Origin of the sequence: Leifsonia sp. ZF2019 (genome assembly GCF_019924635.1) — a bacterium.
Classification (GTDB): Bacteria; Actinomycetota; Actinomycetes; order Actinomycetales; family Microbacteriaceae; genus Leifsonia.
In genome coordinates this window covers 2,586,701-2,610,598 of sequence record NZ_CP065037.1, presented here as the reverse complement: position 1 = coordinate 2,610,598, position 23,898 = coordinate 2,586,701, and the positions used below count along the sequence as shown (strand labels likewise).

Genomic DNA, 23,898 nt, shown 5'->3' with positions numbered 1-23,898 from the left:
GTGCGGGACGAGAGCGGCGGGGCGAGCCGGTCCAGCCGTCCCGAGGCCACGCGCACACGTCAGCGCTGCGGCGGGGACGTCAGGGAGTCGGCTCCAGGGCGTCGTACCGCCGGAAGGCCCCCTGCACGCGCACGACGGTCGCGACGAGCACGATGATCAGGAGTCCGCCCAGCAGCGGCGGGAACCAGAGCGCGCCGGTGAGCGCGAGGAGGCCGATATAGAGGTCGCCGAGCCGCGGGCCGCCGGTCACGACGACCGTGAACACGCCCTGCAGCCGCCCGCGCATGGTGTCGGGCGCCGAGGCCTGCAGGATGGTCATGCGGAAGATGGAGCTGACGTTGTCGGCCGCGCCGGAGGCGGCGAGCAGGAGCGTGGCGAGCACGAGCGCCGGGAGATTGGCCTGGGCGATCGACGCACCGCCGCCCGTCCAGCCGCCGAGCGCCACCACGGCCAGCACGATCCCGAAGCCCAGGATGCTGGCGCCGTACACGAGGATGGCCCGCTCCACGGCACGACCCTGCCAGCGCACGTGACCCAGCCTCCCCGAGAAGACGCTCGACACGAGGGTGCCGACGGCGCCGGCCGCGGTCAGGATGCCGACGGTCACCGGACCGCCGCCGATCAGCAGCGCGCCGACGGCGGGGAACAGCGCGCGCGGCTGACCGAACGTCATCGCGATCACGTCGAGCACGAACGTCATGCTGAGGTTGGGCGCCGATCGCAGGAAGCGCAGACCCTGCAGCACCGACGCGAGCCCGGCGCTCTGCTTCTCACCCTCCGGCACGATCGCCGGCAGGGTGAAGATGCCGAGGAACGCCGCCGTGAAGAGCAGCACGTCGAGGGTGTACGTCCACGGGATGCCCACCGTCGCCACCAGCACGCCCGCGAGCGCCGGTCCGACGGTGACCATCACGCCCATGCTGATCCCGCCGAGCGCGCTCGCCGCGGGGAGGAGCCGGGTGGGCAGCAGGCGCGGCGTGATCGCCTGCCGCGTGCCGCCGATCATGACCGACGCCACCGCGTTGATCGTCGTGAGCACATAGAGCGGCCACACCACCTGGATGTCGAGCCACGCGAACACCGCGATGCCCGCGGTGGAGGCCCACGCGACAATGGCCGTGATCAGTGCGACCAGCCGACGGTCGAACGCGTCGGCGAGCACCCCGCCGTAGAGTCCGAACACGATCATCGGCACGAGCGCGAAGAGGGCGACGAGTGCCACCGCCAGGGTCGACCCGGTCAGGTCGTAGATGTGGAGGCCGACCGCCACGATGGTCATCTGACCGCCGATGCCGGAGATCGCGCCGCCGAGCCAGAGGCGCGCGAACGCGGGGGACTCCCTCAGCGGGCTGAGGTCGACGAAGTGGCGCCGGCGGGCCAGCGTCGTATCGTCGGGCTCCTTCGTGTCGGGAGCGTCGCCCCGACTCAGAAGCGGGGCTTCTTGCTGAGCGCCACCGCGGCGGTCGAGAAGACGACACCCGCGGCCATGATCGTGAAGGTCACCGCCTGCAGGATCGTCTGCCAGAACGCCTCGAACGGGGTCACGGACACCCAGAGCCAGAGCACGGCGCCGATGAGGGTGATGACGTAGCTGAACGTCTTGCGCGCGAAGATCGCGTTGAGCGCGACGACGGTGCCGGCGACGACCACCTGGAAGAGCGGGAGACCGGCGCCCGGGTTGCCGCTCCAGGTCGCGATGAGGCTCCAGATGCCGAAGACGATGGTGACGAGCACCACGACCGTCGCGATGACCGAGCCGAGCGCGCCGGGGAGGGTGGCGCTCAGGCTGCGGACCAGGCCGCCGTGCTCGTCGTCGGCGGTGACGGTCTCGGCGGTGGACGTGCTGGGGGCGGTAACGTGCGTGCTCACGACGACGATCCTACCTCCCGTACGACCTCGTCCGGCGACTTGTCGGGCCGGAGACCGCGCCACGACGGCTGGCGGAGCCGGCCGGTGCCCGTCCACTCGGCGAACTCCACCTCGCCGACGTGCTCCGGGCGCACCCAGTGAGCGCTGGGGGCGTCGGTCGAGGGCACGTCCGCCAGCGGGCTGGTCTTCCGGGGGTGCGCGGAGAGGAGTTTCGTGAGGCGGTCGAGGTCCGCGTCGGAGAAGCCGGTGCCGACCTTGCCGACGTAACGGAGGGTGTCGCCGTCCGGGATGCCGAGCAGCAGCGCGCCCAGCGACCCGGCGCGCCGTCCGGTGCCGGGCGTCCACCCGCCGATGACCACCTCCTGGGCGAGATGGTGCTTGATCTTGATCCAGGACCGGGTGCGCCTCCCCGAGACGTAGGTGCTGTCCCGGCGTTTGGCCATCACTCCCTCCAGCCCCAGCTCGCGGGAGGAGGACACGGCGTGGGCGAGGTCCCCGGCGAACGCGGGAGGCACCTGCACGGGATCGCCGCCGGGTGGCCGCACGGCCTCCTCGAGTGCCGAGCGGCGGTCGTCGTAGGTCTCGCGGCGCAGGTCGTGGCCGTCCCGCTCCAGGAGGTCGAAGACGAAGTAGTGTGCCGGCGCACGTTCGGCGGCGGCCGCCACCTCGGCCGCCCGGGTCAGCCCCATGCGGGACTGCAGCAACCCGAAGTCGGGACGCCCGCGGGGGGTGAGCGTGACGATCTCGCCGTCCAGCACGAGGTCGTGGCCGTCGGCCAGCCGGGCGAGTCCGGCCAGGTCCGGGTAGGTCGCGGTGACGTCGTTGCCATTGCGGGTCGTCAGCCGCAGCCGGCCCCCGCGCACGACGGCGATGGCGCGGATGCCGTCCCACTTCATCTCGAAGGCCCAGTCGGCCTCGTCGTCGACATCCTTCTCCGAGCCGAGGGTGGCGAGCATCGGTGAGACGGGCGGATCGGTGATGGCCGGGCCCGGCTTCGCCGCCGCGCCCGCGCCGTCGGCCTTCATCAGGTGGATCAGCCAGTTCTTCTCGTCGCCGTCGCGTCCGCCGGTGCGGATGAGCGCGAACTTCCGCGGCACACCGCCGAGGCCGCCGTCCTTCTGGCCGGTGAGGGTGACGATCACCTCGTCGTCGCGCCACTTCTCGAGCGCGTACTCGCCGTGGTCCCAGATGTCGACGTGCCCGGCGCCGTACTCGCCGTGCGGGATGTCGCCGGCGAATGTCCCGTATTCGAGCGGGTGGTCCTCGACGTGGACGGCGAGGTGGTTCTGCTTCGGGTCGTCGGGCGGCCCCTTCGGGAGGGCCCAGCTGACGAGCACGCCATCGTGCTGCAGACGGAAGTCCCAGTGCAATCGCCGGGCGTGGTGCTCCTGGATGACGAAGGACCGGCCGTCGGCGGCGTCGGGGCTGACCTCCGGCACCGGTTCGGGCGTCTTGGCGGCGTCCCGCTTCGACCGGTAGGTCGTGAGCCGGTCGCTCTTCGCCGCTGCGTCGGAGATGACGATCCGGTCGGCGTCGGGATGCCCCGCCTCCGCGGTCCCCCCGGCCGTCAGCGCGGCGAGCGGGTCTCCCCGCTTGCTCACCCGCTCGAGCACCTCCTGGTATTCGAGGTGGCGCAGCTCCTTCGACGCCAGCTCCCGCCACGTGCGCGGCGCGGCGACGGTCGGCCGCAGCCGGCCGCGCAGCGAGTAGGGCGCGATCGTCGTCTTCGCGCCGTTGTTCTGGCTCCAGTCGACGAGCACCTTGCCCGAGCGAAGCGCCTTCTTCATGTCGCTGACGACGAGGTCGGGATGGTCGGCCTCCAGGGCTCGCGCCAGCTCGTGCGCGACGGCCGAGACCTGGTCGCTCGTCTGGGAGCCGTCGAGCGGGGCGTACAGGTGGATGCCCTTCGACCCGCTCGTGACGGGGAGCGGATCCAGCCCCATCCCGCCGAGGATGTCGCGCGCCAGCCGGGCGACCTCCGCGCAGTCGGCGAGGGTCGCGCCGTCGCCCGGGTCGAGGTCGAGCACCATGCGGTCGGGATTGCGGCGCTGGTCGCCGCGGCCGACCCGCCACTGCGGCACGTGGATCTCCAGCGACGCGATCTGCGCGAGCCAGACGAGCGTCGCCGTGTCGTTCACCAGCGGGTACGTGTTCGTGCTGGTCTTGTGCGTGATCGTCCGCTGCTTCACCCAGCTCGGGGTGGAGGACGGATCGAGGTTCTTCTGAAAGAACACCTCGCCGGGATGCTCGGCCGTCCCGACGCCGTGCACCCAGCGCTTGCGGGTAGCGATCCGGTCGCGCGCGTGCGGGATGAGCACGTCGGCGATCGCGTGGTAGTAGCCGATCACGTCCGCCTTGGTCGTCCCCGTCTCCGGATACATCACCTTGTCGAGGTTCGTGAGCTTCAGCCGGTGGCCGTCGATCGAGACGGTCTCGGTGTCCTCCGCTGCCATGCGCCCACCGTACGCCGCCGCCCATCCTTCGATCACTGGTTGAAATCTGGGCGACTCGCGGACACCATGGAGCGCATGAGGGCCATATGGACGGGCGCGATCACCTTCGGGCTGGTCAACGTGCCGGTGAAGGTCTACAGCGCGACGGAGGATCACGACGTCGCGCTGCACCAGGTGCACGACGCCGACGGCGGCCGCATCCGGTACCAGCGCCGCTGCGAGATCGACGGCAAGGTCATCCCGTACGAGCACATCGCCAAGGCGTACGACGACGGCGAGCGGACGGTCATCCTGACGCCCGACGACCTCGCCTCCCTGCCCGCCGAGCGCAGCCGCGAGATCGACGTCGTCGAGTTCGTGCCGAACGAGCAGATCGACCCGATGATGCTCGACCGCAGCTACTACCTGGAGCCCGACTCCACGTCGCTCAAGGCCTACGCCCTGCTGCGGAAGACGCTGGAGGACGAGGACCGCACCGCGATCGTCAACTTCGCGCTCCGCCAGAAGACCCGGCTGGGCGCGCTGCGCGTCCGCGGGAACGTGCTCGTGCTGCAGACGATGCTGTGGCACGACGAGATCCGCGAGGCCGACTTCCCCGCCCTCGACAGCTCGCCGCGCATCACCGAGCGCGAGCTGAAGCTCTCCGCCGCGCTGATGGAGAGCTTCGCCGGCGACTTCGAGCCGGAGAAGTTCACCGACGAGTACCAGGAGGAGCTCCGCAAGCTCATCGATGCGAAGCTCGAGCAAGGCGAGAGCATCGACACCGCCGAGACCTTCGGCGAGGAGCCGGAGAAGGCGAAGGGCGGCGGCGAGGTCATCGACCTCATGGAGGCGCTCCAGCGCAGCGTCGAGCGCAGCCGCTCCGGCACGGACCCAGACGCGGGCTCGGCGAAGAAGTCGTCGGGGGGCTCAGCCAAGAAAGCTCCGACGAAGAAGACGAAGAAGCCCGCGTGACGCGCCTGCGCCGCTCCGACCCCTCGGGGCCGGGATACCACCGTCGCCCGAGCGCGAAGGGCCCCGTCTACGAGGACGAGGCCGGCAACCCGGTCGTCGACGAGCGCGAGCTGGAGCGCATCCGCTCGCTCGTCATCCCGCCGGCGTGGGAGGACGTCTGGATCTCGCCGGATGCCCGCGGCCACATCCAGGCCGCCGGCACGGACCAGGCCGGCCGGCGGCAGTACCGGTACCACGACGCCTGGCGACTGCACCAGGATCGCATCAAGTTCGAGCGCGCCGCTCAGCTGGCCGAGACCCTTCCCGGGGCACGCCGCAAGGTGACGATGGACCTTCGCGCGGAGGGATTCACCCGTGACCGCGTCCTCGCCGCCGCGTTCCGCATCATCGACCTCGGCAGCGTGCGCATCGGCAGCGAGGAATACCTCCACGCCAACGGCAGCCGCGGCCTCACCACCCTGCTCTGCCGCCACGCCCGCATCGACGGAGACGAAATCACCCTCACCTTCCCGGCGAAGTCCGCCCAGAAGTGGACGAGCACGCTCGTCGACGCCGATCTCGCCGAGCTGCTCACCCAGATCCAGGCGCTCCGCGGTCAGCGCTCCCGCCTGCTCTCGTGGAAGGACGGCACCTGGCACTCGATCCGTCCCGCCTCCCTCAACGAGTACATCCGACGCCACACCGGCGGGGAGTTCACCGCCAAGGACTTCCGCACCCTCCACGGCACCATCGTCGCGGCGGAGGCGCTCGCCGCGTTCGGGACGAGCACGACGGAATCGCGCCGCAAGAAGCGCGTCACCGCCGCGGTCAACGAGGCCGCCGCCGCGCTGGGAAACACCCCCGCGATCGCGCGCAACAGCTACATCGACCCGCGCGTGTTCGACCGCTACCGCCAGGGCGAGGTCATCGACACGTCCGGTGGGCGGGTGCCGGAACCGGCGCTGCTGGAGCTACTCGCGGGCTGATCTCGTCGACGCCGGCCCCTCCGCATCTGTGGCCGCCGCGTCCCGGGCCGACAGCGGCTGCGCGATGTCCTCCAGCGACTTGCCTTCCGCGTCCACCCCGAGGAACAGCTCCACGAGCCCCGCCGCGATCATCAAGCCGGCGCCGAGGTAGTAGCCGATCACGACCGAGTGGATGCCGCCCTCGATGAGCTGGCCGAACAGGATGGGGCCGATGATGCCGCCGAGCCCGGTGCCGACCGCGTAGAAGAAGGCGATGGACATCGCGCGCGTCTCCATCGGGAAGATCTCGCTCACCGTCAGATAGGCGCTGCTGGCGCCGGCGGAGGCGAGGAAGAAGACGGCCATCCAGCAGGCGGTGAGCCAGAACGCGTCCAGCGCCCCCGCGTCGAAGAGGATCGCGGTGCCGACCAGCAGTACCCCGCTGCCGACGTACGAGGTGGTGATCATCACCTTGCGCCCGACCGTGTCGAACAGGTGGCCGAGGAGGATCGGGCCGAGGAAGTTGCCGACCGCGATCGGGACGAGCGCCCACGGGGCGATGTCGTCCGGCACGTGCAGCAGCTTCGTCAGTACGAGTGAGTAGGTGAAGAACACGGCGTTGTAGAGGAAGGCCTGACCGATGAACAGCGACAGCCCGAGCACGAAGCGCTTGGGGTAGCGGGTGACCGCGGTCCGCACGATCTCGCCGAAGCCGGTGGAACGGCGCTGCCGGATCTCGATCGACTTCTCGTCGGGGACCACGGGGAGGCTCTCGCCCCGCTCCTCCTCGATGTCGCCCTCGATGCCGTCCACCAGTTTCTCGGCGTCTTCGTCGCGACCGTGGATGAACATCCACCGAGGCGACTCGGGCACGTTGCGCCGCACGAGGAGGATCACGAGCCCGAGCAGCGCGCCCAGGCCGAACGCGAGGCGCCAGCCGATGTCGGCGGCGAAGAGCTGCTCATTGAGCAGGAACACGGTGAGCACCGCGCCGAACGCCGTGCCGAGCCAGTAGGACCCGTTGATCGCCAGGTCGACGAGTCCCCGGCGGCGGGCGGGGATGAGCTCGTCGATGGCCGAGTTGATGGCGGCGTATTCGCCGCCGATGCCCGCACCGGTGAAGAAGCGGAAGAGGAAGAACATCCACGGGGCGAACGAGAAGGCCGTGAGCACCGTGGCGACGAGGTAGAGGCCGAGGGTGAGGATGAACAGCTTCTTCCGGCCGAAGCGATCCGTGAGGTACCCGAAGACGAGCGAGCCGACGCACGCGCCCGCCACGTAGATCGCCGCCGCGACACCGACCTCGCCGGTCGTCAGCCCGAGACCGCTGCCGGGCTCGGTGAGACGGCTGCCGATCGCGCCGACGATGGTGACTTCGAGGCCGTCGAGGATCCACACCGTCCCCAGCCCGAGGACGACGAGCCAGTGGAAGCGGGACCAGGGCAGACGGTCCATCCGCGCGGGGATCAGCGTCCGGATGGTGCCGAGGGTCGGTGCAGGGGAACCGTGTGTACGTGTGCTCACGACCGCCACCGTACGATCCGCCGGGGATTCCGCGCAGAGCCTTGACATCAGCGCGGATTCGGGGGACGAAAACAGGCTTTAGCGCACGCGTCGTCGGAGTGTCAACCCCTTGTTGGGGTACATACCCTCCTGCCTACTCTGAGGACGCAAGGAAGAACCGAACAACCGCGGCAACGCAGACGAACGAGCTGATGGGATGACACGATGACTGTGCTCGAAGTGACCAGCGACCCGGTGCGCGACTACCTGAATTCGATCGGCAGGACCCGGCTGCTGACGGCCGACGAAGAGGTGGCGCTGGCCAAGCGCATCGAGGTCGGAGTCCTCGCGGGCGACCGGCTCGCCACCCGCCCCGGCTTGACCCCGCGCGAGAAGCGCGAACTGCAGTACCTCTCCGACGACGGCAAGCGCGCCTTCGAGCGCTTCATCGAGGCCAACCTGCGTCTGGTGGTGAGCATCGCCAAGCGCTACTCCGGTCGCGGACTCCCGGTGATGGATCTGATCCAGGAGGGCAACCTCGGCCTCGTCCGCGCGGTCGAGAAGTTCGACTACCGCACGGGCAACAAGTTCTCGACCTACGCCACCTGGTGGATCCGCCAGTCGATCCTCCGCGGCATCGCGGACACGGCCCGCATGATCCGCATCCCGGTGCACACCGTGGAGAAGATCGACAAGCTCGACCGCATCCGCCGCGACCTCGGCGGGGAGCTGGGCCGCACGCCCACCCTGGAGGAGCTGGCGGAGGCCGCCAACCTCACCGAGGCCGAGGTGCACAAGCTGCAGATGAGCGACTCCGAGACCGTCTCGCTGGCCGTGCCGGTCGGGGAGAACGAGGGCGCCGAGCTCGGCGACCTCATCGAGGACGACGACTTCCCCGGGCCGCCGGAGGCCGTGGAGGTCGTGTTCCGCCACCGCGATCTGGAGGATCGCCTCCGCGAGCTCCCGCCGCGCGACGCGAAGGTCGTGCGGATGCGCTTCGGGCTCGACGGCCACAAGCCGATGACCCTCGACGAGGTCGGCGAGGTCTACGGCATCACCCGCGAGCGGGTCCGCCAGCTGGAGACGCGCAGCCTCAAGCGCCTGCGCTGCCCCGAGCTGCTCGAGTACCTGCGCTGAGCGCACGCACCCGCACCCTCCACCGGAACCCCGGGCTCAGCTGAGCGCGGGGTTCTCGTGCTCGGCGGCCGCCTGCTCGAACGGGATGTCGCCGGGCTGCTCGCCGGAGAGGGCGGCGTCCGCGGTGCGCGGCGCGGCCTGGCCGTCGTCACCGCTCGGAGCACCCGCCGCGGGCACTGCGTCCGTCGGAACCCCTGGGGCCGGAACCGCCTCGTCCGCTGTCATGGCCTCTCCTCGCTTCCTGCCACGCCGTGGACAGCGCCCACGGTAGGCGCGGGCGTGATAGCGATCAAGGCCTCTCGGCGGTCACGGCCTCCCGGCGGTCAGCGCCCCGGAGGGGAGTCGGCGTCGACCTCGTCGGCGCCGAGCGCTCCGATCTCCTCCGTCAGCTGCAGTCCGGCCGCGCTGTTGGACGAGATCGTGAGCTGCTCCAGCCAGACCTTGTTGATCTTGGGGGGCCGGCCCCCGCTGTAGCGGAACAAAAGCGGCACCGCCGGGTCCACCCAGATCGCGCTGCGGCCGTCCCCGACGCCCTGCTCGTCGCGCCAGGAGAAGAAGAAGCCCTCCTTGCGTCGCAGCTTGAGACCGATCACGATCTGCAGGTGTGCGAGGACACGGTCTTCGAATCCGATCTCCGTCGTCCCCGCATATACGAGCTTGCCCATGCGAGAACCGTACAGGACACGGGCGACGCTCCCGCTCCACCCCTGCTTGCGCGTCGCGCGGTGCGGCGTATGGTCGGCGCATGACCTCCCAGCGCGTGCTCGTGACCGGCGCCACCGGCTACGTGGGTGGGAGGCTCGTGCCGCGGCTGCTCGCGCGCGGCCACTCCGTGCGGGTCCTGGCGCGGTCGCCGCAGAAGCTCGCCGACGTGCCCTGGGCCGCCGAGGTGGAGGTCGTCGAGGGCGACCTGTCCGACGCCGCGTCGCTGGAGCGCGCGATGGCGGAGATCGACGTCGTCTACTATCTCGTCCACTCGATGCGCGCACGCGGGGACTTCGCATCGGAGGAGGCCGACACCGCGCGCGTCGTCGCCGAGGCGGCCCGTACGGCGGGCGTGAGCCGGATCGTCTATCTGGGCGCCCTGCACCCGGACGGGCCGCTGTCCCAGCATCTGCGCTCGCGGGTCGCCGTCGGCCGCATCCTGCTCGACTCCGGCGTGCCGGCGATCGTGCTGCAGGCCGGGGTCGTCATCGGCTCCGGCTCTGCGTCGTTCGAGATGATCCGGCAGCTCACCGAGGTCCTCCCGTACATGCCGGCGCCCCGCTGGGTGCGCAACCGCATCCAGCCGATCGCGATCCGCGACGTGCTGCACTACCTCCTCGCCGCCGCGGAGCTGCCCCCGGAGGTGTCCCGCGCGTTCGACATCGGAGGCCCCGACATCCTGCGCTACGGCCAGATGATGAACGGGTATGCGGTCGAGGCGGGGCTCCCGCAGCGGCCGATCGCGTCGCTGCCGGTCTTCACCCCGTGGCTCGCGTCGCAATGGGTGAACCTGGTGACGCCCATCCCGCGCAGCCTCGCGGTCCCGATCATCGAGTCGCTGCAGTACGACTGCGTGATGCGCGAGCACGACATCGACGCGGTGATCCCGCCGCCGGAGGGCGGGCTCACCGGCTACCGCACGGCTGTCCGGCTCGCGCTGGCGCGGATGCGGGACGGCGACGTCGAGACGAGCTGGCGCAACTCCTCTGTCGCCGGGGCGCCGAGCGACCCGTTGCCGAGCGACCCCGAATGGACCGGGCACACCGTCTACACCGACGTCCGGGAGCGGGAGTCCGATGCCGCACCGGCCGAGCTCTGGCGGGTGGTCGAGGGCATCGGCGGGGAGCGCGGCTGGTACTCGTTCCCCCTGGCCTGGGCGCTCCGCGGCTGGATGGACAAACTCGTCGGCGGTGTCGGGCTGCGGCGGGGGCGGCGCGACGCCGATCGCCTCTCGACCGGCGAGGTGCTGGACTGGTGGCGGGTGGAGCGGATCTCCCGTGGCCCGGAGGGTGGTGCGCTGCGCCTGCGCGCCGAGATGCGGGTGCCCGGCCGCGCGTGGCTGGAGCTGGACGTCACCCCGGCGGCCGGCGGAGGCTCCCACTACCGTCAGCGGGCCGTCTTCTTCCCCCGCGGGCTGGCCGGACGGCTGTACTGGTTCTCGATCCTGCCCTTCCACGGCGTGATCTTCAACGGCATGGCGAACCGCATCGTCGCCGAGCCCGACCGGCTGCGCTCGGTGGTCAGTCCTCGGAGGGGGAGGGGATGACGAGGGCGGTCGCGCTGAGGTCAGTCAGGAAGCGGGTGACGATCTCGCGCTCCTCGTGGGTGAGCGCTCGGGCCACCTCGAACCGTCGCGCGTGCTGGCGGCCCATGGTGCGGCGCACCTCGCTGTGCGTCTCGGGGGTGATGACCACCGTCACGGCACGCCGATCGGTCGGGTGCGGACGGCGTACGACGTGGCCGGAGGCCTCCAGCCGGTCGAGCAGTTTGGTGGTGGAGGCCGTCGAGATGCGCAGGTGCTCGGACAGCGCCCCGGCGGTGACGACGACATCGGCGTTCGTCGCGGCGATGATGTACCGCAACGCCTTCATGTCGGTCTCGTTGAGCCGCATCTTGGTCCGCGACTCGAAGCTCAGCCGCTGCTCGGCCTCTCGCCAGCCGCGGATGGCGGCGAGCACGCACACGATCTCGGCAAGCTCCTCTTCCGAGAGGTCGTCGTGTCGCACGAGTTCCTGCCGGGGGTCGATGACGCGGGGGTCGATCATCGAGCCCGTGATGCGCCGCGCGTCCTCGTTGGAACTCATGAGGATAGCCTACGCGCCCGGTGAGAAGCGTGATAGCCTGAATTCTATCTTGGCTAGATAAACTAGCCGACGAGGGAGGTCCCGATGACCACATTCGACACCGGGGTCGGCCGTCCGGTCGCCGTCTCCACACCCCTCGACATCGCTTCGGGACTCGAGCGCGTCGACGGCCGCCTCGCCTCGTTCTTCGCGGAGCGCACCTCCGCCTCGGCTGGCCTCGGGGACGACTACCAACGCCTCTGGTCGAGTGCACGCGCCGCCGCCGACGGGGGCAAGCGCATGCGCCCGCGACTCGTGCTGGCCACCCTCACTGCGCTCGGCCGCCCCGTCGACGAGACGGCGATCGACACGGCCGTCGCCTTCGAGCTGCTGCACACCGCGTTCCTCCTGCACGACGACGTCATCGACGGCGACACCGTGCGGCGGGGGAGGCCTAACCTCTCCGGCGAGTTCGCCGCGCAGGCGGCCGCGAACGGAGTCGACCGCCCGCGGTCCGCGCTCTGGGGCGAGGCCGCATCGATCCTCGCGGGGGACCTCCTGCTGCACGCCGCCACAGCCCTCGTGGGGCGCGTCGACGTGCCCACCGAGGCGCGGCTCCGCCTGCTCGACGTGCTCGACCACTCCGTCGTCGTGACCGCCGCGGGTGAGCTCACCGATGTCTCCCTCGCTGTGGGACTCACCTCCCCGACCCTTCCCGCGGTTCTCGGCATGACCGAGCGCAAGACCGCCGCCTACTCGGTCGCCGGGCCCACCATGGCCGGGGCCATCCTCGCCGGCGGCGACGACCGCCTGCTGGCCGCGCTCGCCGAGTACGGGCGCCTGGTCGGCGTCGCCTTCCAACTGGGCGACGACCTCCTCGGCGTCTACGGCGACCAGGAGCGTACCGGCAAGAGCGTCCTCAGCGACCTCCGGGAGGGCAAGAAGACCACCCTGATCGCCTTCGCCCGCAGCACCGAGAGCTGGCCGACGATCGAGGCACGCCTCGGTCGCGGCGACCTCACGCTCGCCGACGCCGCAGAGCTCGCCGCCGCCTTGGAGGACTGCGGCGCCCGCCGCTTCGTCGAGCGCCTGCTGATCGACCAGGTCGACCGGGCCATCGCCGTGCTCGACGCCCCTGCCGTGCCCCCGCCGCTCGCCGAGGAGCTCGCCGGCATCGCCCGGGGCTGCGTGGGGAGGATCGCATGACGCGCACACCGGTGGCCGCGACGGTGCCGGCGGGCCCCCATCCGACCGATCTCGCGCTCTACACGCGGGCGGCGCACGCCGGCGCCGCCACCATCATCAAGGAGTACTCGACCTCGTTCGGGATGGCGACCCGCCTGCTCGGTGCCGACGTGCGCCCCCGCGTCGAGGACGTCTACTCCCTGGTGCGGATCGCCGACGAGATCGTCGACGGAGCGGCGGCCGAGGCCGGGCTGAGCGTCGACGATCAGCGCGACCTCCTCGACGCGCTGGAGGCCGACACCGAACGGGCGATGCGTACCGGGTACAGCGCCAACGTCGTCGTGCACTCGTTCGCGGCGACCGCGCGCTCCGCCGGCTTCGGCGCCGAGCTGACGCGACCGTTCTTCGCGTCGATGCGGCGCGACCTCAGCCCCGTCGACTTCACGGCCGACGAGCTGCGCGAGTACATCTACGGCTCGGCGGAGGTCGTGGGCCTGATGTGCCTGGCCGCCTTCCTCTCCGGTCGTCCGGTTCCGGACGACACCCGACGTCGTCTGGAGAGCGGTGCGCGGCGGCTGGGGGCCGCGTTCCAGAAGATCAACTTCCTCCGCGATCTGGCCACCGACTACACGGAGCTCGGCCGCAGCTACTTCCCGGGCATCGATCCCGCCCGGCTGACGGAGCGGCAGAAGCTCGCACTCGTCGTCGACATCGACTGCGACCTCGGGGCGGCGGCCGACGTCATCCCGGAGCTGCCGGACAGCTGCCGGCGCGCGGTGCTGGCGGCGCACGGCCTCTTCGCCGAGCTGAGCGACCGCATCCGCGAGACCCCGGCGGCGGAGCTCCTGAGTCGGCGCGTCAGCGTGCCGACGCGGACCAAGCTCGCCATCCTGGTGCGCGCCGGCGCCGGGTCGCTGCGATGAGCGGATCGCGCCGCGCCGTCGTGATCGGCGGCGGCATCGCCGGGCTGGCCTCGGCGGCGCTGCTCGCGCGCGATGGTCACGAGGTGACGCTGCTCGAGCAGTCCGACGCCCTCGGCGGGCGCGCCGGGTCGTGGGAGCGCGCCGGCTTCCGCTGGGACACCGGCCCGTCCTGGTATCTCATGCCCGAGGTCTTCGACCACTTTTTCCGGCTGCTCGGCACGACCACCGCCGAGCAACTCGACCTCGTCACCCTCGACCCGGGCTACCGGGTGTTCTCCGAGGACGGCCGGTCTCCGCTCGACATCCGCGCGGACGGCGCAGCCAACCGCGAGCTCTTCGAGAGTGTCGAGCCCGGTGCAGGCGCTGCGCTCGACCGCTACCTCGCTCGCGCCAGGGAGACGTACGCGATGGCGGTGTCGTCGTTCCTCTATGGCACGTTCGCGTCGTTCCGGCCGTTCCTGAGCGGCCGCATCCTGCGTCGGGCGGGTCGGCTCGTCCGTCTGCTGCTGGAGCCTCTCGACCGGTACGTCGCCGGATTCGTCCGCGACGTGCGGCTGCGTCAGATCCTGGGCTACCCGGCCGTCTTCCTCGGCACCTCTCCCGACCGGGCGCCGAGCATGTACAGCCTCATGAGCCACCTCGACCTGGAGGACGGTGTCCGCTACCCGATGGGCGGCTTCACCGCCCTCATCGACCGGGTCGCCGCCCTCGCGGCGGAGGCCGGGGCGGAGCTCGTGACCGGTGCACGCGTGACGGCCATCCGCACGGCGCGCGGCCCGGCGCGCGCCCGCGCCCGCGCCACGGGCGTCTCGTACGTCGACGCGACCGGGGCCGTGCGGGAGCTCGACGCCGATCTCGTCGTGTCGGCCGCCGATCTGCACCTCACGGAGACGCGCCTCGTCCCACCGGAGCTGCGCACGCATCCCGAACGGGCGTGGGAGAAGCGCGACCCCGGCCCCGGGGTCGTCCTGGTGCTGCTGGGCGTGCGTGGCTCGCTGCCCCAGCTCACCCACCACAACCTGTTCTTCACGACGGACTGGGAGGCCAACTTCGACCGGATCTACGGAGCATCGCCCGGGATCCCCGACCCCGCCTCCCTCTACGTGTGCAAACCGAGCGAGACGGACCCGTCCGTGGCGCCGGAGGGGCACGAGAACCTGTTCGTGCTCGTGCCGGTGCCCGCCGACGAGTCCATCGGCTCCGGCGGAGTCGACGGCGGAGGAGACCGGCTGGTCGAGCGGACGGCGGACGCGGCCATCGCCCAGATCGCTGAGTGGGCGGGCATCCCCGACCTGGCGGACCGCATCGTCGTCCGCCGTACTCTCGGACCGGAGGACTTCTCCCGCGATCTCGGAGCCTGGCGCGGTGGAGCGCTCGGCCCCGCCCACACGCTCCGCCAGAGCGCGTTCCTCCGCCCCGGCAACGCGTCTGCACGCATCGACGGGCTGCTCTACGCAGGATGCTCGACCATCCCCGGCATCGGGCTGCCGATGTGCCTGATCAGCGCGGAGCTGGCCGTCAAGCGGGTGCGCGGTGATGTCTCCGCCACGCCGCTGCCCGAGCCCCTCGCCTCCGCGTCGCAGACGGAGCGCGTGTCATGACGCTGATCTACCTCGGGGCCGTGCTGCTCTCGCTCGCCGCGATGGTGCTCCTCGACGCCCGATTCCGGCTCGTGTTCTGGCGCGACCCGCGACGGGCGTCCGTCGTGATCGCCGTGGGGCTGGTCTTCTTCCTGGCCTGGGACGTCGCCGGCATCGCTCTCGGCATCTTCGCCCGCGGCGGGTCGCGCTTCATGACCGGCATCGAGCTGGCGCCGGAGCTGCCCCTCGAGGAGGTCTTCTTCCTCCTGTTCCTCTGCTATCTGACCCTCATCGTGCTCTTCGGCACCCGCGCCCTGCTCGATCGACGGCGGGAGGGAGGCTCGTGACCTATCTCTGGCTGAGCCTGGTCTTCGTCGCCGTCGCTGTCGTCGTGCTCGTCGTCGCGCTCCTCCGCGCCCCCGACCGGCGGCCCCTTCTGCGGCGCTGGTGGCTCCCGGTGGTCCTCACCGGGGTGCTGATCGGTGTGCTGACCGCCGTGTTCGACAACCTCATGATCGGGGTCGGCCTGATGACGTACGGCGCCGCGCACCTGACCGGCCTGCGGCTGGGACTCGTACCCGTCGAGGACTTCGCGTATCCGCTGGCGGGTCTGCTGCTCCTGCCGGCGCTGTGGCTCCTCCTGCGCCGACGTCCGCGCGGAACGCCGGGGGAGCCCCGATGACGACCACGACCGCGCCCGCTCCCTGGCGGCAGCTGCTGCTCGCCTCGCGCCCCCTCAGCTGGATCAACACGGCCTTCCCGTTCGCCGCCGCGTACCTGCTCACCGCGGGGCGCATCGACGCGACCTTCGTCATCGGGACGCTCTACTTCCTCGTGCCGTACAACCTCACCATGTACGGGGTGAACGACGTCTTCGACTACGAGTCCGACCTGCGCAACCCGCGCAAGGGCGGTGCAGAGGGCGCCCTGCTCGACCGGGGGATGCACAGGCGTACCCTCATCGCCTCCGCGGTGACCAGCGTGCCGTTCCTGGTGTACCTTGTGGTGGTCGGCTCGCCGCTCTCCTGGCTCGCTCTCGCAGCGAGCGTGTTCCTGGTGCTGGCGTACTCCGTGCGCGGGCTCCGGTTCAAGGAGATCCCGTTCCTGGACTCGACGACCTCCAGCCTCCACTTCGTCAGCCCGGCGCTCTACGGCCTCGTGCTCGCCGGAGCGGCCTTCACCCCGCAACTCTGGCTCGTGCTCCTCGCGTTCTTCCTCTGGGGCGTCGGCAGCCACGCGTTCGGTGCCGTGCAGGATGTGGTTCCGGACCGCGAGGGCGGCATCGCCTCGATCGCCACGGTGCTCGGCGCCGCGGCCACCACCCGCCTCGCGATGGCGGCCTGGGCGCTCGCCGGGGTGTGCGTGCTGTTCACCGCGTGGCCGGGACCGCTCGCCGCGGTTCTGGCCGTGCCGTACCTCCTCGCCGCCGCGCCCTACTGGTCGGTGCCGGACGAACAGGCGAGCGCCGCCAACCGGGGCTGGCGGCGCTTCCTCTGGATCAACTACGTGTGCGGCTTCGCCGTCACGCTGCTGCTCATCGGCTACGCGCTCCGCTGAGCGCACGTCACGGCCGCGGCGGGAGCTGCTGCAGGGACCAGGCGTTGCCGTCCGGATCCGTGAAAGTCACGAACCGACCCCAGGCGAGATCGGCGACGCCCTGCGCCTCCACGCCGTTCTCGCGCAGGTGAGCAAGGGCCTCGTCGGCGTCGGGGATCACGATCTGCAGGCCCTGCATCGTGCCCGGCGCCATCTCGGTCAGGCTCTCACCGAAGGCGATCGAGCACGCGGACCCCGGCGGGGTGACCTGTACGAACCGCAGCGTCGGCGAGACGCGCTGATCGTGGTCGGCGTTCCAGCCGAGCGTGTCGACGTAGAACTCCTTGGCCCTGTCCACGTCGGTGACGGGGAGGATGATCAGTTCGATGCGCCAATCGCTGATGGCCATGGTCGCTGCCTTTCTGTCCGGTTCAGCTGATGGGTCCAGTCTGCGCGGATATGCGGTCACTTTCCGGCCGCAATCAAAAATGAAGCGAATCCCCGGACGAGCGCGCTATCGTCGGAAACCGACCCTCCCCGCACGACAGAAGGATCCTCCGAGCGAATGAGCGACAGTCCGGCCGCAGCCACCCCGTACGAGGTGCTCGGTGTCCGCTCCAGTGCGACCCAGGAGGAGCTGCGCCGCGCCTACCGCCGCCTGGCGCGGCAGACCCACCCCGACACCGGCGGCACCGCCGCCGCGTTCCAGGCGGTGCAGGAGGCGTGGGAGCTCGTCGGCGACCCGGACGACCGCGCCCGCTACGACCGGGGCGAGACCGTCACCGTCGACGCCGTCGCGGGGGAGCACGACGGCACGGGAGGCGGATTCAGCGCGACCTTCCACGCGACGCGTTCCACGCGCGGGGCGACGGTGCGCGCCCGCAGCTACGGGCATCCGGGAGGTCGCGCGCGCGAGCGCTACCTCACGCTGCTGCGCGAATGGGTCGGACGCGGAACCGAGCTCGAGGACCCCTACGATCCCGCCCTCGTGCGCTCTGCGCCGCGCGAGATCCGCGGGCTCCTCGCGGAGGCGCTCGCCGAGGAGGCCACGGCGCGCTCCGTGTCGGGTCTCGGCATCGGCTTCACGATCTGGAACGACGTCGCCGTGCATCCGGCATCGGACGCCAAGCTCGACCACATCGTGCTCGGCCCGGCCGGGCTGTTCGCGCTCCGCTCCGCCGACTGGGGTTCCGAGGTCAAGCTCGCCAAGGGAGAGCTCGTCGGCCCGGGCATCGATCGCGACGAGGAGCCGTTCCACGATCTCCATCGCGCCGCGAAGAGCTTCGGGCGGCAGGCCGGCGTGCGCTTCACGACGCTCATCGTCGTCGTGCCCGACGCCGACCTGGCCGTGCCCGTCGACGTGATCCAGCGCGGCCGGTTGGCGGGATCCCTCGTCGTCCGGCGCTCCGTGCTGCCCACGATCCTCCGCGACGGGGCGAACGCCGCCGCCCGCGAGAGCGTCGACCGGGCGTTCGAGGTGCGCACCCGCCTGCAGGAGGCCGTCCGCTTCGTCTAGACGCGAACCCCTGGGAGGACAAGAGTGGAGGGCATGGTCACCGCACTCGACATCTTCAGCGGGTTCAGCGTCGACGACATCGACGCCGCACGCGCCTTCTACAGGGACACCCTCGGGCTGGACTGCACGGACGGGCCGATGGGCAACCTCGACATCGCCCTCCCGGGAGGGTCGCACGTCTTCGTCTACCCGAAGCCGGACCACGTCCCGGCCACGTTCACGATCCTCAACCTCGTCGTCGCCGACATCGATGCGGCCGTCGACGAACTGAACGGGCGCGGGGTGGTCACGACGATCTACGACGACCCGAACCTCCCGACCGATGAGAAGGGCGTGCTGCGCGGCCGCAGCCACAACCGCGGGCCCGACATCGCGTGGTTCCGCGACCCGGCGGGCAATGTGATGTCGGTGCTGCAGGACTAGGGTCGGGCCGGACCGACGAGGCGCTCGCGCAGGCCCATCGCGTCGTAGGGTGCGCACACCTTCACGTCGTTGTCGAAGTACGCGTAGACATCGAGTCCGTCGTCGAGCCAGCGGTCGATGTCCGTCGCCCAGCGGTCGAGCGCCTCGTCGGTGTAGCCGCTCGTGTAGAGCTCCTCGTCGCCGTGCAGGCGCGCATAGACGAAGCCGGCGGTGACCTCCCGCAGCATCGGGTACCGTCCTGCGGTGTCGGCGACGACGACCGCGACCCCGTGCGCGCGGGCGATGCGAGCGAACTCCGGGTCGGCGAACGACGGATGGCGCGCCTCCACCGCGTGCCGCAGCGGGACGTCGGCGGGGGTCGTGGCATCCCGTCGGTCCTCGTCGAGCGTGCTCTCGGAGGCGAGCGAGGCGGCCTCCCGGGTGGTCGTGGGCAGGCCGGCCAGGAAGGCGTCCAGCGCCTCGGGGTCGAGGGGCAGGTTCGGCGGCAGCTGCCACAGCAGCGGGCCGAGCTTGGGTCCGAGGGTCAGCATCCCGGACGCGAAGAAGTTCGCGAGCGCCTCCCGCGTGTTCCTCAGGCGGAGGATGTGCGTGATGTAGCGGCCGCCCTTGATGGAGAACACGAAATCATCGGGGGTCTCCGCCGCCCATCTGCGCCAGCTGGTGGGCCGCTGCAGGGAGTAGAAGCTCCCGTTGAGCTCGATCGAGTCGAGGCGCTCGGCCGCGTAGGCCAGCTCGGCGCGGTGCGGCAGGCCGTTCGGGTAGAAGACCCCGCGCCACGGCGCATAGGTCCAGCCGGCGATCCCGACCCGGGCGGTCCCACGCGTCCGCCGCACCATCAGCGGCCCCGCAGTTGCTCGATCTGCCGCCGGTCCCGCTTGGTCGGGCGTCCTGCGCCGCGCTCACGCGTCACGTCGGTGGGCGTCTCCGCCCGGGGCGGCGGGGGAGGAGTGCGGTCCTCGAAGCAGTCGGCCGCGACCGCGGCACCGACCCGCTTCACGATCAGCCGACGCGCGACGTAGATCTTCTCGGTTCCGGCGACGAAGGCGCGCACCTCGTCGCCCACCCGCACCTGCTGCGACGGCTTGGCGCGGTCGCCGTTGATCTTCAGGTGGCCGGCCTTGCACGCGTCCGAGGCCGCCGAGCGCGTCTTGAACAGCCGGACGGCCCACGCCCACGCGTCGACACGGACGCTCGAGGGGTCGGGCACGGTCAGGCCCCGGCGGGCACGGCGGCGGAGTGCTCGACCGCCTCCTCCTCGGCGAGCTGCGCCTTCCACTGCACGAGGCTGCGGACCGTCCTGCTGCGGTCCTTCGCGAGCTTCTCCATCACATCGGCCGGCACGAAATAGTTGACCGCCACCCAGCCCCGAACCGTCTCCGAGCGATCGTCGGCGAGCTCGCGGAGAATGTCGCACGGCGTCGCCTCGTTCTTCGCGACGCACCCGCGCACCCCCTCGTCAGGGTCGACCGCGAGCTTCTCGAAGAGGTCGAGCGGTGTGTTGTAGCTGCTGGCGACGGCCTCCCGGATCTTCGGGTTGGCGTCGGTCGCGAGCAGCCGCAGCCGGCGGATCTTGCTCTCCGTCACCGGCGGCGACGGGTGGAGGGCCGCGGCCTCCTCCGCCGTGAGCATCGCCGGGCGGTGCTCACGCATCGCCTGGCGCTGGGCAGGGGTGTTGAAGCGGATGCACGACATGGCTCCACGGTACGCGCTCCGCCCGCACGGTGCCCGGATCACCCGCCGCGGTACCGTGAAGGCATGGAACAACTGTTGAAGCGGCTCGATCGCCTCGCGGGCGGACGCCACGCCGATTACACGGTGCCGATGGAGGGACGCGACCACCCGCGCACCCGTCGCGCGTTCGTCGTCATCTTCTGGCTGCTCGTCGCCGAGCTGCTGATCGGGCTCGCCGCGGTCGTCGTCGCCGTGGTGCTCACCCTCGGCGGGGTCGCGGTGCCCTTCGCCGTGTGGATGCGCGCCCTGATCGTGCTCGCGATGACCGCCACCCTGTTCTATTTCGCGTGGCGCGCCCAGAAGGGCTACTACTGGGCGTATTCGCGCCTGCGGCTGTTCTCCAAGATCTTCCCCGTGGTGACGCTGGTGCTCGCCGCGATCCCCGGCCTCTACCCGCTCTGGATGGTCACCGAGCAGATCGTGTTCAGTCTGCTGCTGATCGGCGTCGCCGACTATCTCGACTCCGACCACATGCGCTCGGTGTTCCCCAAGCCCGCGCGCCCGGAGGCCGCGACCTCCTGAGCGGCCGCCGCACGGAGCGGCCGGCAGGACTCGGTCAGCGGGACGCGGTGACCGGCTCCGCGCCGCCGCGGCGCGGGAACCACGGCACGATCGGCGAGGTGCGCCGCTGGTACTCGACGTATTCCGGATAGCGCGACCGCGAAATGCTCTCGGTGAAGACCGTCGAGCCGATGAAGAGGCCGGTGAGCAGCAGCGGTCCGATGACGGTCCACTGCAGGATCGACCCCGCCGCGGTGCAGCCGATCAGGAAGAGCACCCACCACTGCGCCTGCTCGAAGAAGAAGTTCGGGTGGCGCGAGAGGCGGAAGAGCCCGGTCTGCAGGAACCGCGGCGACGGCGTGCGGCCGGCGGCGACCTCGGCCTTCTTCCAGCGGTGGAAGTCCCACTGCTGCTGATCCGCGACGGTCTCGCCGACCAGGAACGCCAGGAAGACCATCGCGAGCACGATGTCGAGCGGCCCGAGCGGAGTGCGGTGCTCGTAGGCGGTCCACGCGGGCAGCGAGATGAGCAGCAGCAGAACGTTCTGGTAGATCACGATGAAGAACAGGTTGAACAGCTGGAAGGCCGCCGCCGGCATGCGGCCGCGCAGCACCTCCCAGCGGTAGTCCTCCCCGCCCGGCGCGTAGCCGCCCTTCCGCGCGAAGTTGAACGTGAGCCGCGCGCCCCAGAGGGTCACGAGCACCGCCATCAGCACCAGACGCGGATCGCTGAGCCCGGTCGCCCCCGCGAACACCCAGACGTACGCGAGCGGCACGAGCGACCAGATGCGGTCGACCCAGGAGTGCTCGCCGGTGATCAGCGAGAGCACCCACGTGAGCGCGCACACTCCGATGAGGATCCAGAGGCAGATGAGAAAGGGCTCCACGTCCGTCATCCTAGGCCTCGGCGTCGGTCAGTAGAGTGGACATGTGGATGGAGTCGGCGAACGCGAGGTGAGCTCCCGCGTCTGGACGATCCCGAACCTCCTCAGTTTCTTCCGGCTCGCCCTGGTGCCGGTGTTCCTGGCGTTCGTGATCGTCGGCTACGACGCACTCGCACTCCTGGTGCTCGTCGTCTCGAGCATCACCGACTTCCTCGACGGCTACCTCGCGCGCCGGCTCGACCAGGTGTCCCGTCTCGGGCAGCTCCTGGACCCGGCGGCCGACCGGCTCTACATCTTCGCCGCGCTGATCGGTCTCGCCTGGCGGGAGGTCATCCCCTGGTGGCTCGTGGCCGTGATCGTCGCCCGTGACGTCATGCTCGCGGTGCTGGGCGTCATCCTCGCGAACCACGGCTTCGGCCCGCTCCCGGTGCATCACCTGGGCAAGGTCGCGACGTTCTGCCTGTTCTGGGCGCTTCCGCTGCTGATGCTGGGCGAGGCCTTCGCCCCGCTCGCGCCCTTCTCCCTGCCGCTCGGCTGGGCCTTCGCCCTGTGGGGCGCCTTCCTCTACTGGTGGGCAGGTATCGTCTACATTCGCGAAACCGCCCGAGTAATACGCCTTCCGGCCGATGACGGGGCCGCTCGATCGGATACGCTGGATCACGAGGAGGTTGACGGTGCCTGACGAGAACTACCTGAACCGACCGGCGGACGACGCCGGGAACAACCCCCTGCGTGAATCCGCGTCGGGGAATGAAGACACTACGGCGCGTTTCGGCGAGGACTTCGTCTCGAAGATGTTCCCGCTCGACGGAGAGATCTCGCCGGAGGAGCAGGAGGCGATCAACGCCCTGCCCTCGGGTTCCGCCCTGCTGGTCGTGCGCCGGGGGCCGAACGCCGGGGCGCGGTTCCTGCTCGACGCAGACGTGACGACCGCGGGCCGTCACCCCAACGCCGAGATCTTCCTCGACGATGTGACCGTCTCCCGCCGCCACGCCGAGTTCACCCGCCGTGGCACGGCGTTCGAGGTGCGCGACCTGGGGTCGCTGAACGGCACCTACTTCGACGGGGTCCGCATCGAGAGCGCGCTGCTCTCCGACTCCGCCGAGGTCCAGATCGGCAAGTTCCGGCTCACGTTCTACGCGTCCCGCCAAGACCTCGCCGCCGCGGCGAACGGCTAGTGGCCCGGCAAGCGGCGAGGGCGTCGGGCGCCTCGCGCGCCCTGCTGAGCATCGGGCAGGTCCTCGAGCGACTGACTCCGGAGTTCCCCGACCTCTCGTCGTCCAAGCTGCGCTTCCTCGAGGAGCGCGGCCTGGTCTCCCCGGCCCGCACGCCCTCCGGCTACCGCAAGTTCTCCCCGGAGGATGTCGAGCGACTGCGCACCGTGCTCGGGATGCAGCGCGACCACTATCTGCCCCTCAAGGTCATCAAGGCCTACCTCGCCGACCTCGACGCCGGCCTCGAGCCGAGCATCCCGGGAGGAGCGGCCGCGCCGTCGATCCTGGTCGGAGAACGGCGCCTCCAACGGGACGACCTGCTGCGGGAGTCGGGCGCCAGCCCGGAGCTCCTGCAGCAGGCGATCACGGCCTCTCTGATCGCCCCGGCCGACCTCTACGGGGAGGACGCCCTGACCGTGCTGGGTGCCCTCGTCGAACTGCGCAAGTCGGGCATCGAGCCCCGTCATCTGCGCGGATTCCGCGCCGCGGCGGAACGCGAGATCGGTCTCATCGAGACCGCCCTCGTGCCGATCGCGCGCCGCAACGACGTCTCCAGCAAGGCGCGCACGGCCGAGCTCGCGCGCGAGATCGCCGGTCAGCTCGACGTTGTCCGCGGCAGCATCATCCGCTCGTCGCTGGCGCGCCTGCGTCCGTGACCGACCGAACCGCTCGACACGCCGACAGTGAATGTCCGGATGTCGTTGCCCGGGACCTCCCGCATCGGTACCGTGGATGAAGCGCCCACCGTCGGCGCACGATCCGAGAACGGGCGAGAGGC

General features: G+C 70.8%; 28 protein-coding genes. 16 read left to right on the top strand and 12 right to left on the bottom strand.

What is annotated here, in order from left to right:
- Positions 1–79: 79 nt before the first annotated feature.
- Genes IT072_RS12755 through IT072_RS12745 form a run of 3 tightly spaced genes read right to left on the bottom strand, consistent with a single transcriptional unit; the run spans position 80 to position 4,322 of the window.
- Entirely contained in the window at positions 80–1,381 is a 1,302-nt protein-coding gene (locus tag IT072_RS12755) for an MFS transporter (RefSeq protein ID WP_223360972.1), read from the bottom strand.
- A 44-nt stretch (positions 1,382–1,425) separates the two neighbouring features.
- Positions 1,426–1,869 carry a hypothetical protein gene (locus IT072_RS12750; protein WP_223357139.1) on the bottom strand — a complete coding sequence of 148 codons (444 nt, stop codon included), beginning with the start codon at positions 1,867–1,869 and terminating at the stop codon, positions 1,426–1,428.
- Positions 1,866–4,322, bottom strand: coding sequence for an ATP-dependent DNA ligase (locus tag IT072_RS12745; RefSeq protein ID WP_223357137.1), 2,457 nt, complete (start codon positions 4,320–4,322; stop codon positions 1,866–1,868). Before IT072_RS12745 ends, IT072_RS12750 begins: the two co-directional genes overlap by 4 nt.
- Positions 4,323–4,397: 75 nt before the next feature.
- Here IT072_RS12745 and ku point away from each other — a divergent pair, with 75 nt between their 5' ends.
- Positions 4,398–5,276 (top strand): non-homologous end joining protein Ku, encoded by an 879-nt coding sequence (gene ku, locus IT072_RS12740; RefSeq protein WP_223357135.1) that lies wholly within the window; start codon positions 4,398–4,400, stop codon positions 5,274–5,276.
- Positions 5,273–6,241 carry a DNA topoisomerase IB gene (locus IT072_RS12735; RefSeq protein WP_223357133.1) on the top strand — a complete coding sequence of 323 codons (969 nt, stop codon included), beginning with the start codon at positions 5,273–5,275 and terminating at the stop codon, positions 6,239–6,241. Before ku ends, IT072_RS12735 begins: the two co-directional genes overlap by 4 nt.
- On the opposite strand, the gene IT072_RS12730 is transcribed toward IT072_RS12735, so the two are convergent.
- A complete protein-coding gene (locus IT072_RS12730) occupies positions 6,227–7,675 on the bottom strand; it encodes an MFS transporter (protein ID WP_223360971.1) in 1,449 nt (482 codons plus the stop codon). The genes IT072_RS12735 and IT072_RS12730 overlap by 15 nt on opposite strands.
- A gap of 273 nt (positions 7,676–7,948) precedes the next feature.
- Here IT072_RS12730 and IT072_RS12725 point away from each other — a divergent pair, with 273 nt between their 5' ends.
- On the top strand, positions 7,949–8,860 hold the full coding sequence (locus IT072_RS12725) for a sigma-70 family RNA polymerase sigma factor (RefSeq protein ID WP_223357131.1): 912 nt from the start codon (positions 7,949–7,951) through the stop codon (positions 8,858–8,860).
- 36 nt (positions 8,861–8,896) lie between these two features.
- Here IT072_RS12725 and IT072_RS12720 read toward each other — a convergent pair whose 3' ends face one another.
- Together IT072_RS12720 and IT072_RS12715 are read right to left on the bottom strand one after the other, a co-directional pair.
- Positions 8,897–9,085 (bottom strand): hypothetical protein, encoded by a 189-nt coding sequence (locus tag IT072_RS12720; RefSeq protein ID WP_223357129.1) that lies wholly within the window; start codon positions 9,083–9,085, stop codon positions 8,897–8,899.
- Between the two features lie 98 nt (positions 9,086–9,183).
- Entirely contained in the window at positions 9,184–9,525 is a 342-nt protein-coding gene (locus tag IT072_RS12715; RefSeq protein WP_223357127.1) for a DUF7882 family protein, read from the bottom strand.
- A gap of 80 nt (positions 9,526–9,605) precedes the next feature.
- Between IT072_RS12715 and IT072_RS12710 the strand changes: the two genes are divergently transcribed.
- On the top strand, positions 9,606–11,111 hold the full coding sequence (locus IT072_RS12710) for an SDR family oxidoreductase (RefSeq protein WP_223357125.1): 1,506 nt from the start codon (positions 9,606–9,608) through the stop codon (positions 11,109–11,111).
- On the opposite strand, the gene IT072_RS12705 is transcribed toward IT072_RS12710, so the two are convergent.
- Positions 11,086–11,649, bottom strand: a complete 564-nt coding sequence (locus IT072_RS12705) for a MarR family winged helix-turn-helix transcriptional regulator (RefSeq protein ID WP_223357124.1) — start codon at positions 11,647–11,649, stop codon at positions 11,086–11,088. The two genes, IT072_RS12710 and IT072_RS12705, sit on opposite strands and share 26 nt — an antisense overlap.
- An 84-nt stretch (positions 11,650–11,733) precedes the next feature.
- Here IT072_RS12705 and IT072_RS12700 point away from each other — a divergent pair, with 84 nt between their 5' ends.
- From IT072_RS12700 to IT072_RS12675, 6 genes are read left to right on the top strand one after another with little or no spacing between them, the layout of a single operon-like run.
- Positions 11,734–12,834, top strand: a complete 1,101-nt coding sequence (locus IT072_RS12700; RefSeq protein WP_223357123.1) for a polyprenyl synthetase family protein — start codon at positions 11,734–11,736, stop codon at positions 12,832–12,834.
- Positions 12,831–13,736 (top strand): phytoene/squalene synthase family protein, encoded by a 906-nt coding sequence (locus IT072_RS12695; RefSeq protein ID WP_223357120.1) that lies wholly within the window; start codon positions 12,831–12,833, stop codon positions 13,734–13,736. Before IT072_RS12700 ends, IT072_RS12695 begins: the two co-directional genes overlap by 4 nt.
- The gene (crtI, locus tag IT072_RS12690; protein ID WP_223357119.1) at positions 13,733–15,337 is read left to right on the top strand and encodes a phytoene desaturase family protein; all 1,605 of its coding nucleotides are present in this window, start codon (positions 13,733–13,735) and stop codon (positions 15,335–15,337) included. The genes IT072_RS12695 and crtI overlap by 4 nt, the downstream gene beginning before the upstream one ends.
- The gene (locus IT072_RS12685; RefSeq protein ID WP_223357118.1) at positions 15,334–15,663 is read left to right on the top strand and encodes a lycopene cyclase domain-containing protein; all 330 of its coding nucleotides are present in this window, start codon (positions 15,334–15,336) and stop codon (positions 15,661–15,663) included. Before crtI ends, IT072_RS12685 begins: the two co-directional genes overlap by 4 nt.
- Positions 15,660–15,998, top strand: a complete 339-nt coding sequence (locus IT072_RS12680; protein WP_223357117.1) for a lycopene cyclase domain-containing protein — start codon at positions 15,660–15,662, stop codon at positions 15,996–15,998. The genes IT072_RS12685 and IT072_RS12680 overlap by 4 nt, the downstream gene beginning before the upstream one ends.
- Positions 15,995–16,873, top strand: coding sequence for a prenyltransferase (locus tag IT072_RS12675; RefSeq protein WP_223357116.1), 879 nt, complete (start codon positions 15,995–15,997; stop codon positions 16,871–16,873). The genes IT072_RS12680 and IT072_RS12675 overlap by 4 nt, the downstream gene beginning before the upstream one ends.
- 7 nt (positions 16,874–16,880) lie before the next feature.
- On the opposite strand, the gene IT072_RS12670 is transcribed toward IT072_RS12675, so the two are convergent.
- The gene (locus IT072_RS12670) at positions 16,881–17,261 is read right to left on the bottom strand and encodes a glyoxalase superfamily protein (RefSeq protein ID WP_223357115.1); all 381 of its coding nucleotides are present in this window, start codon (positions 17,259–17,261) and stop codon (positions 16,881–16,883) included.
- A 156-nt stretch (positions 17,262–17,417) separates the two neighbouring features.
- Between IT072_RS12670 and IT072_RS12665 the strand changes: the two genes are divergently transcribed.
- Both IT072_RS12665 and IT072_RS12660 read left to right on the top strand, forming a co-directional pair.
- On the top strand, positions 17,418–18,368 hold the full coding sequence (locus tag IT072_RS12665; RefSeq protein WP_223357114.1) for a J domain-containing protein: 951 nt from the start codon (positions 17,418–17,420) through the stop codon (positions 18,366–18,368).
- A gap of 33 nt (positions 18,369–18,401) precedes the next feature.
- Positions 18,402–18,791, top strand: a complete 390-nt coding sequence (locus tag IT072_RS12660) for a VOC family protein (RefSeq protein ID WP_223357112.1) — start codon at positions 18,402–18,404, stop codon at positions 18,789–18,791.
- Here IT072_RS12660 and IT072_RS12655 read toward each other — a convergent pair.
- From IT072_RS12655 to IT072_RS12645, 3 genes are read right to left on the bottom strand one after another with little or no spacing between them, the layout of a single operon-like run.
- Complete coding sequence (locus tag IT072_RS12655) at positions 18,788–19,627, bottom strand: DUF72 domain-containing protein (protein ID WP_223357111.1); 840 nt, start codon at positions 19,625–19,627, stop codon at positions 18,788–18,790. The genes IT072_RS12660 and IT072_RS12655 overlap by 4 nt on opposite strands.
- Positions 19,627–19,998 (bottom strand): RNA-binding S4 domain-containing protein, encoded by a 372-nt coding sequence (locus IT072_RS12650; RefSeq protein WP_223357109.1) that lies wholly within the window; start codon positions 19,996–19,998, stop codon positions 19,627–19,629. Before IT072_RS12650 ends, IT072_RS12655 begins: the two co-directional genes overlap by 1 nt.
- A gap of 2 nt (positions 19,999–20,000) precedes the next feature.
- A complete protein-coding gene (locus IT072_RS12645; protein WP_223357107.1) occupies positions 20,001–20,483 on the bottom strand; it encodes a hypothetical protein in 483 nt (160 codons plus the stop codon).
- Between the two features lie 63 nt (positions 20,484–20,546).
- Between IT072_RS12645 and IT072_RS12640 the strand changes: the two genes are divergently transcribed.
- On the top strand, positions 20,547–21,044 hold the full coding sequence (locus tag IT072_RS12640; protein ID WP_223357105.1) for a hypothetical protein: 498 nt from the start codon (positions 20,547–20,549) through the stop codon (positions 21,042–21,044).
- 34 nt (positions 21,045–21,078) lie between these two features.
- On the opposite strand, the gene IT072_RS12635 is transcribed toward IT072_RS12640, so the two are convergent.
- Complete coding sequence (locus tag IT072_RS12635) at positions 21,079–21,909, bottom strand: DUF1295 domain-containing protein (protein WP_223357103.1); 831 nt, start codon at positions 21,907–21,909, stop codon at positions 21,079–21,081.
- Between the two features lie 43 nt (positions 21,910–21,952).
- On the opposite strand from IT072_RS12635, the gene IT072_RS12630 reads away from it, so the two are divergent.
- Genes IT072_RS12630 through ftsR form a run of 3 tightly spaced genes read left to right on the top strand, consistent with a single transcriptional unit; the run spans position 21,953 to position 23,776 of the window.
- Positions 21,953–22,588, top strand: coding sequence for a CDP-alcohol phosphatidyltransferase family protein (locus IT072_RS12630; RefSeq protein ID WP_223357101.1), 636 nt, complete (start codon positions 21,953–21,955; stop codon positions 22,586–22,588).
- Entirely contained in the window at positions 22,575–23,084 is a 510-nt protein-coding gene (locus tag IT072_RS12625; protein ID WP_374758256.1) for an FHA domain-containing protein, read from the top strand. The genes IT072_RS12630 and IT072_RS12625 overlap by 14 nt, the downstream gene beginning before the upstream one ends.
- A complete protein-coding gene (gene ftsR, locus IT072_RS12620; protein ID WP_223357099.1) occupies positions 23,084–23,776 on the top strand; it encodes a transcriptional regulator FtsR in 693 nt (230 codons plus the stop codon). The genes IT072_RS12625 and ftsR overlap by 1 nt, the downstream gene beginning before the upstream one ends.
- The last annotated feature ends 122 nt before the right edge of the window (positions 23,777–23,898 follow it).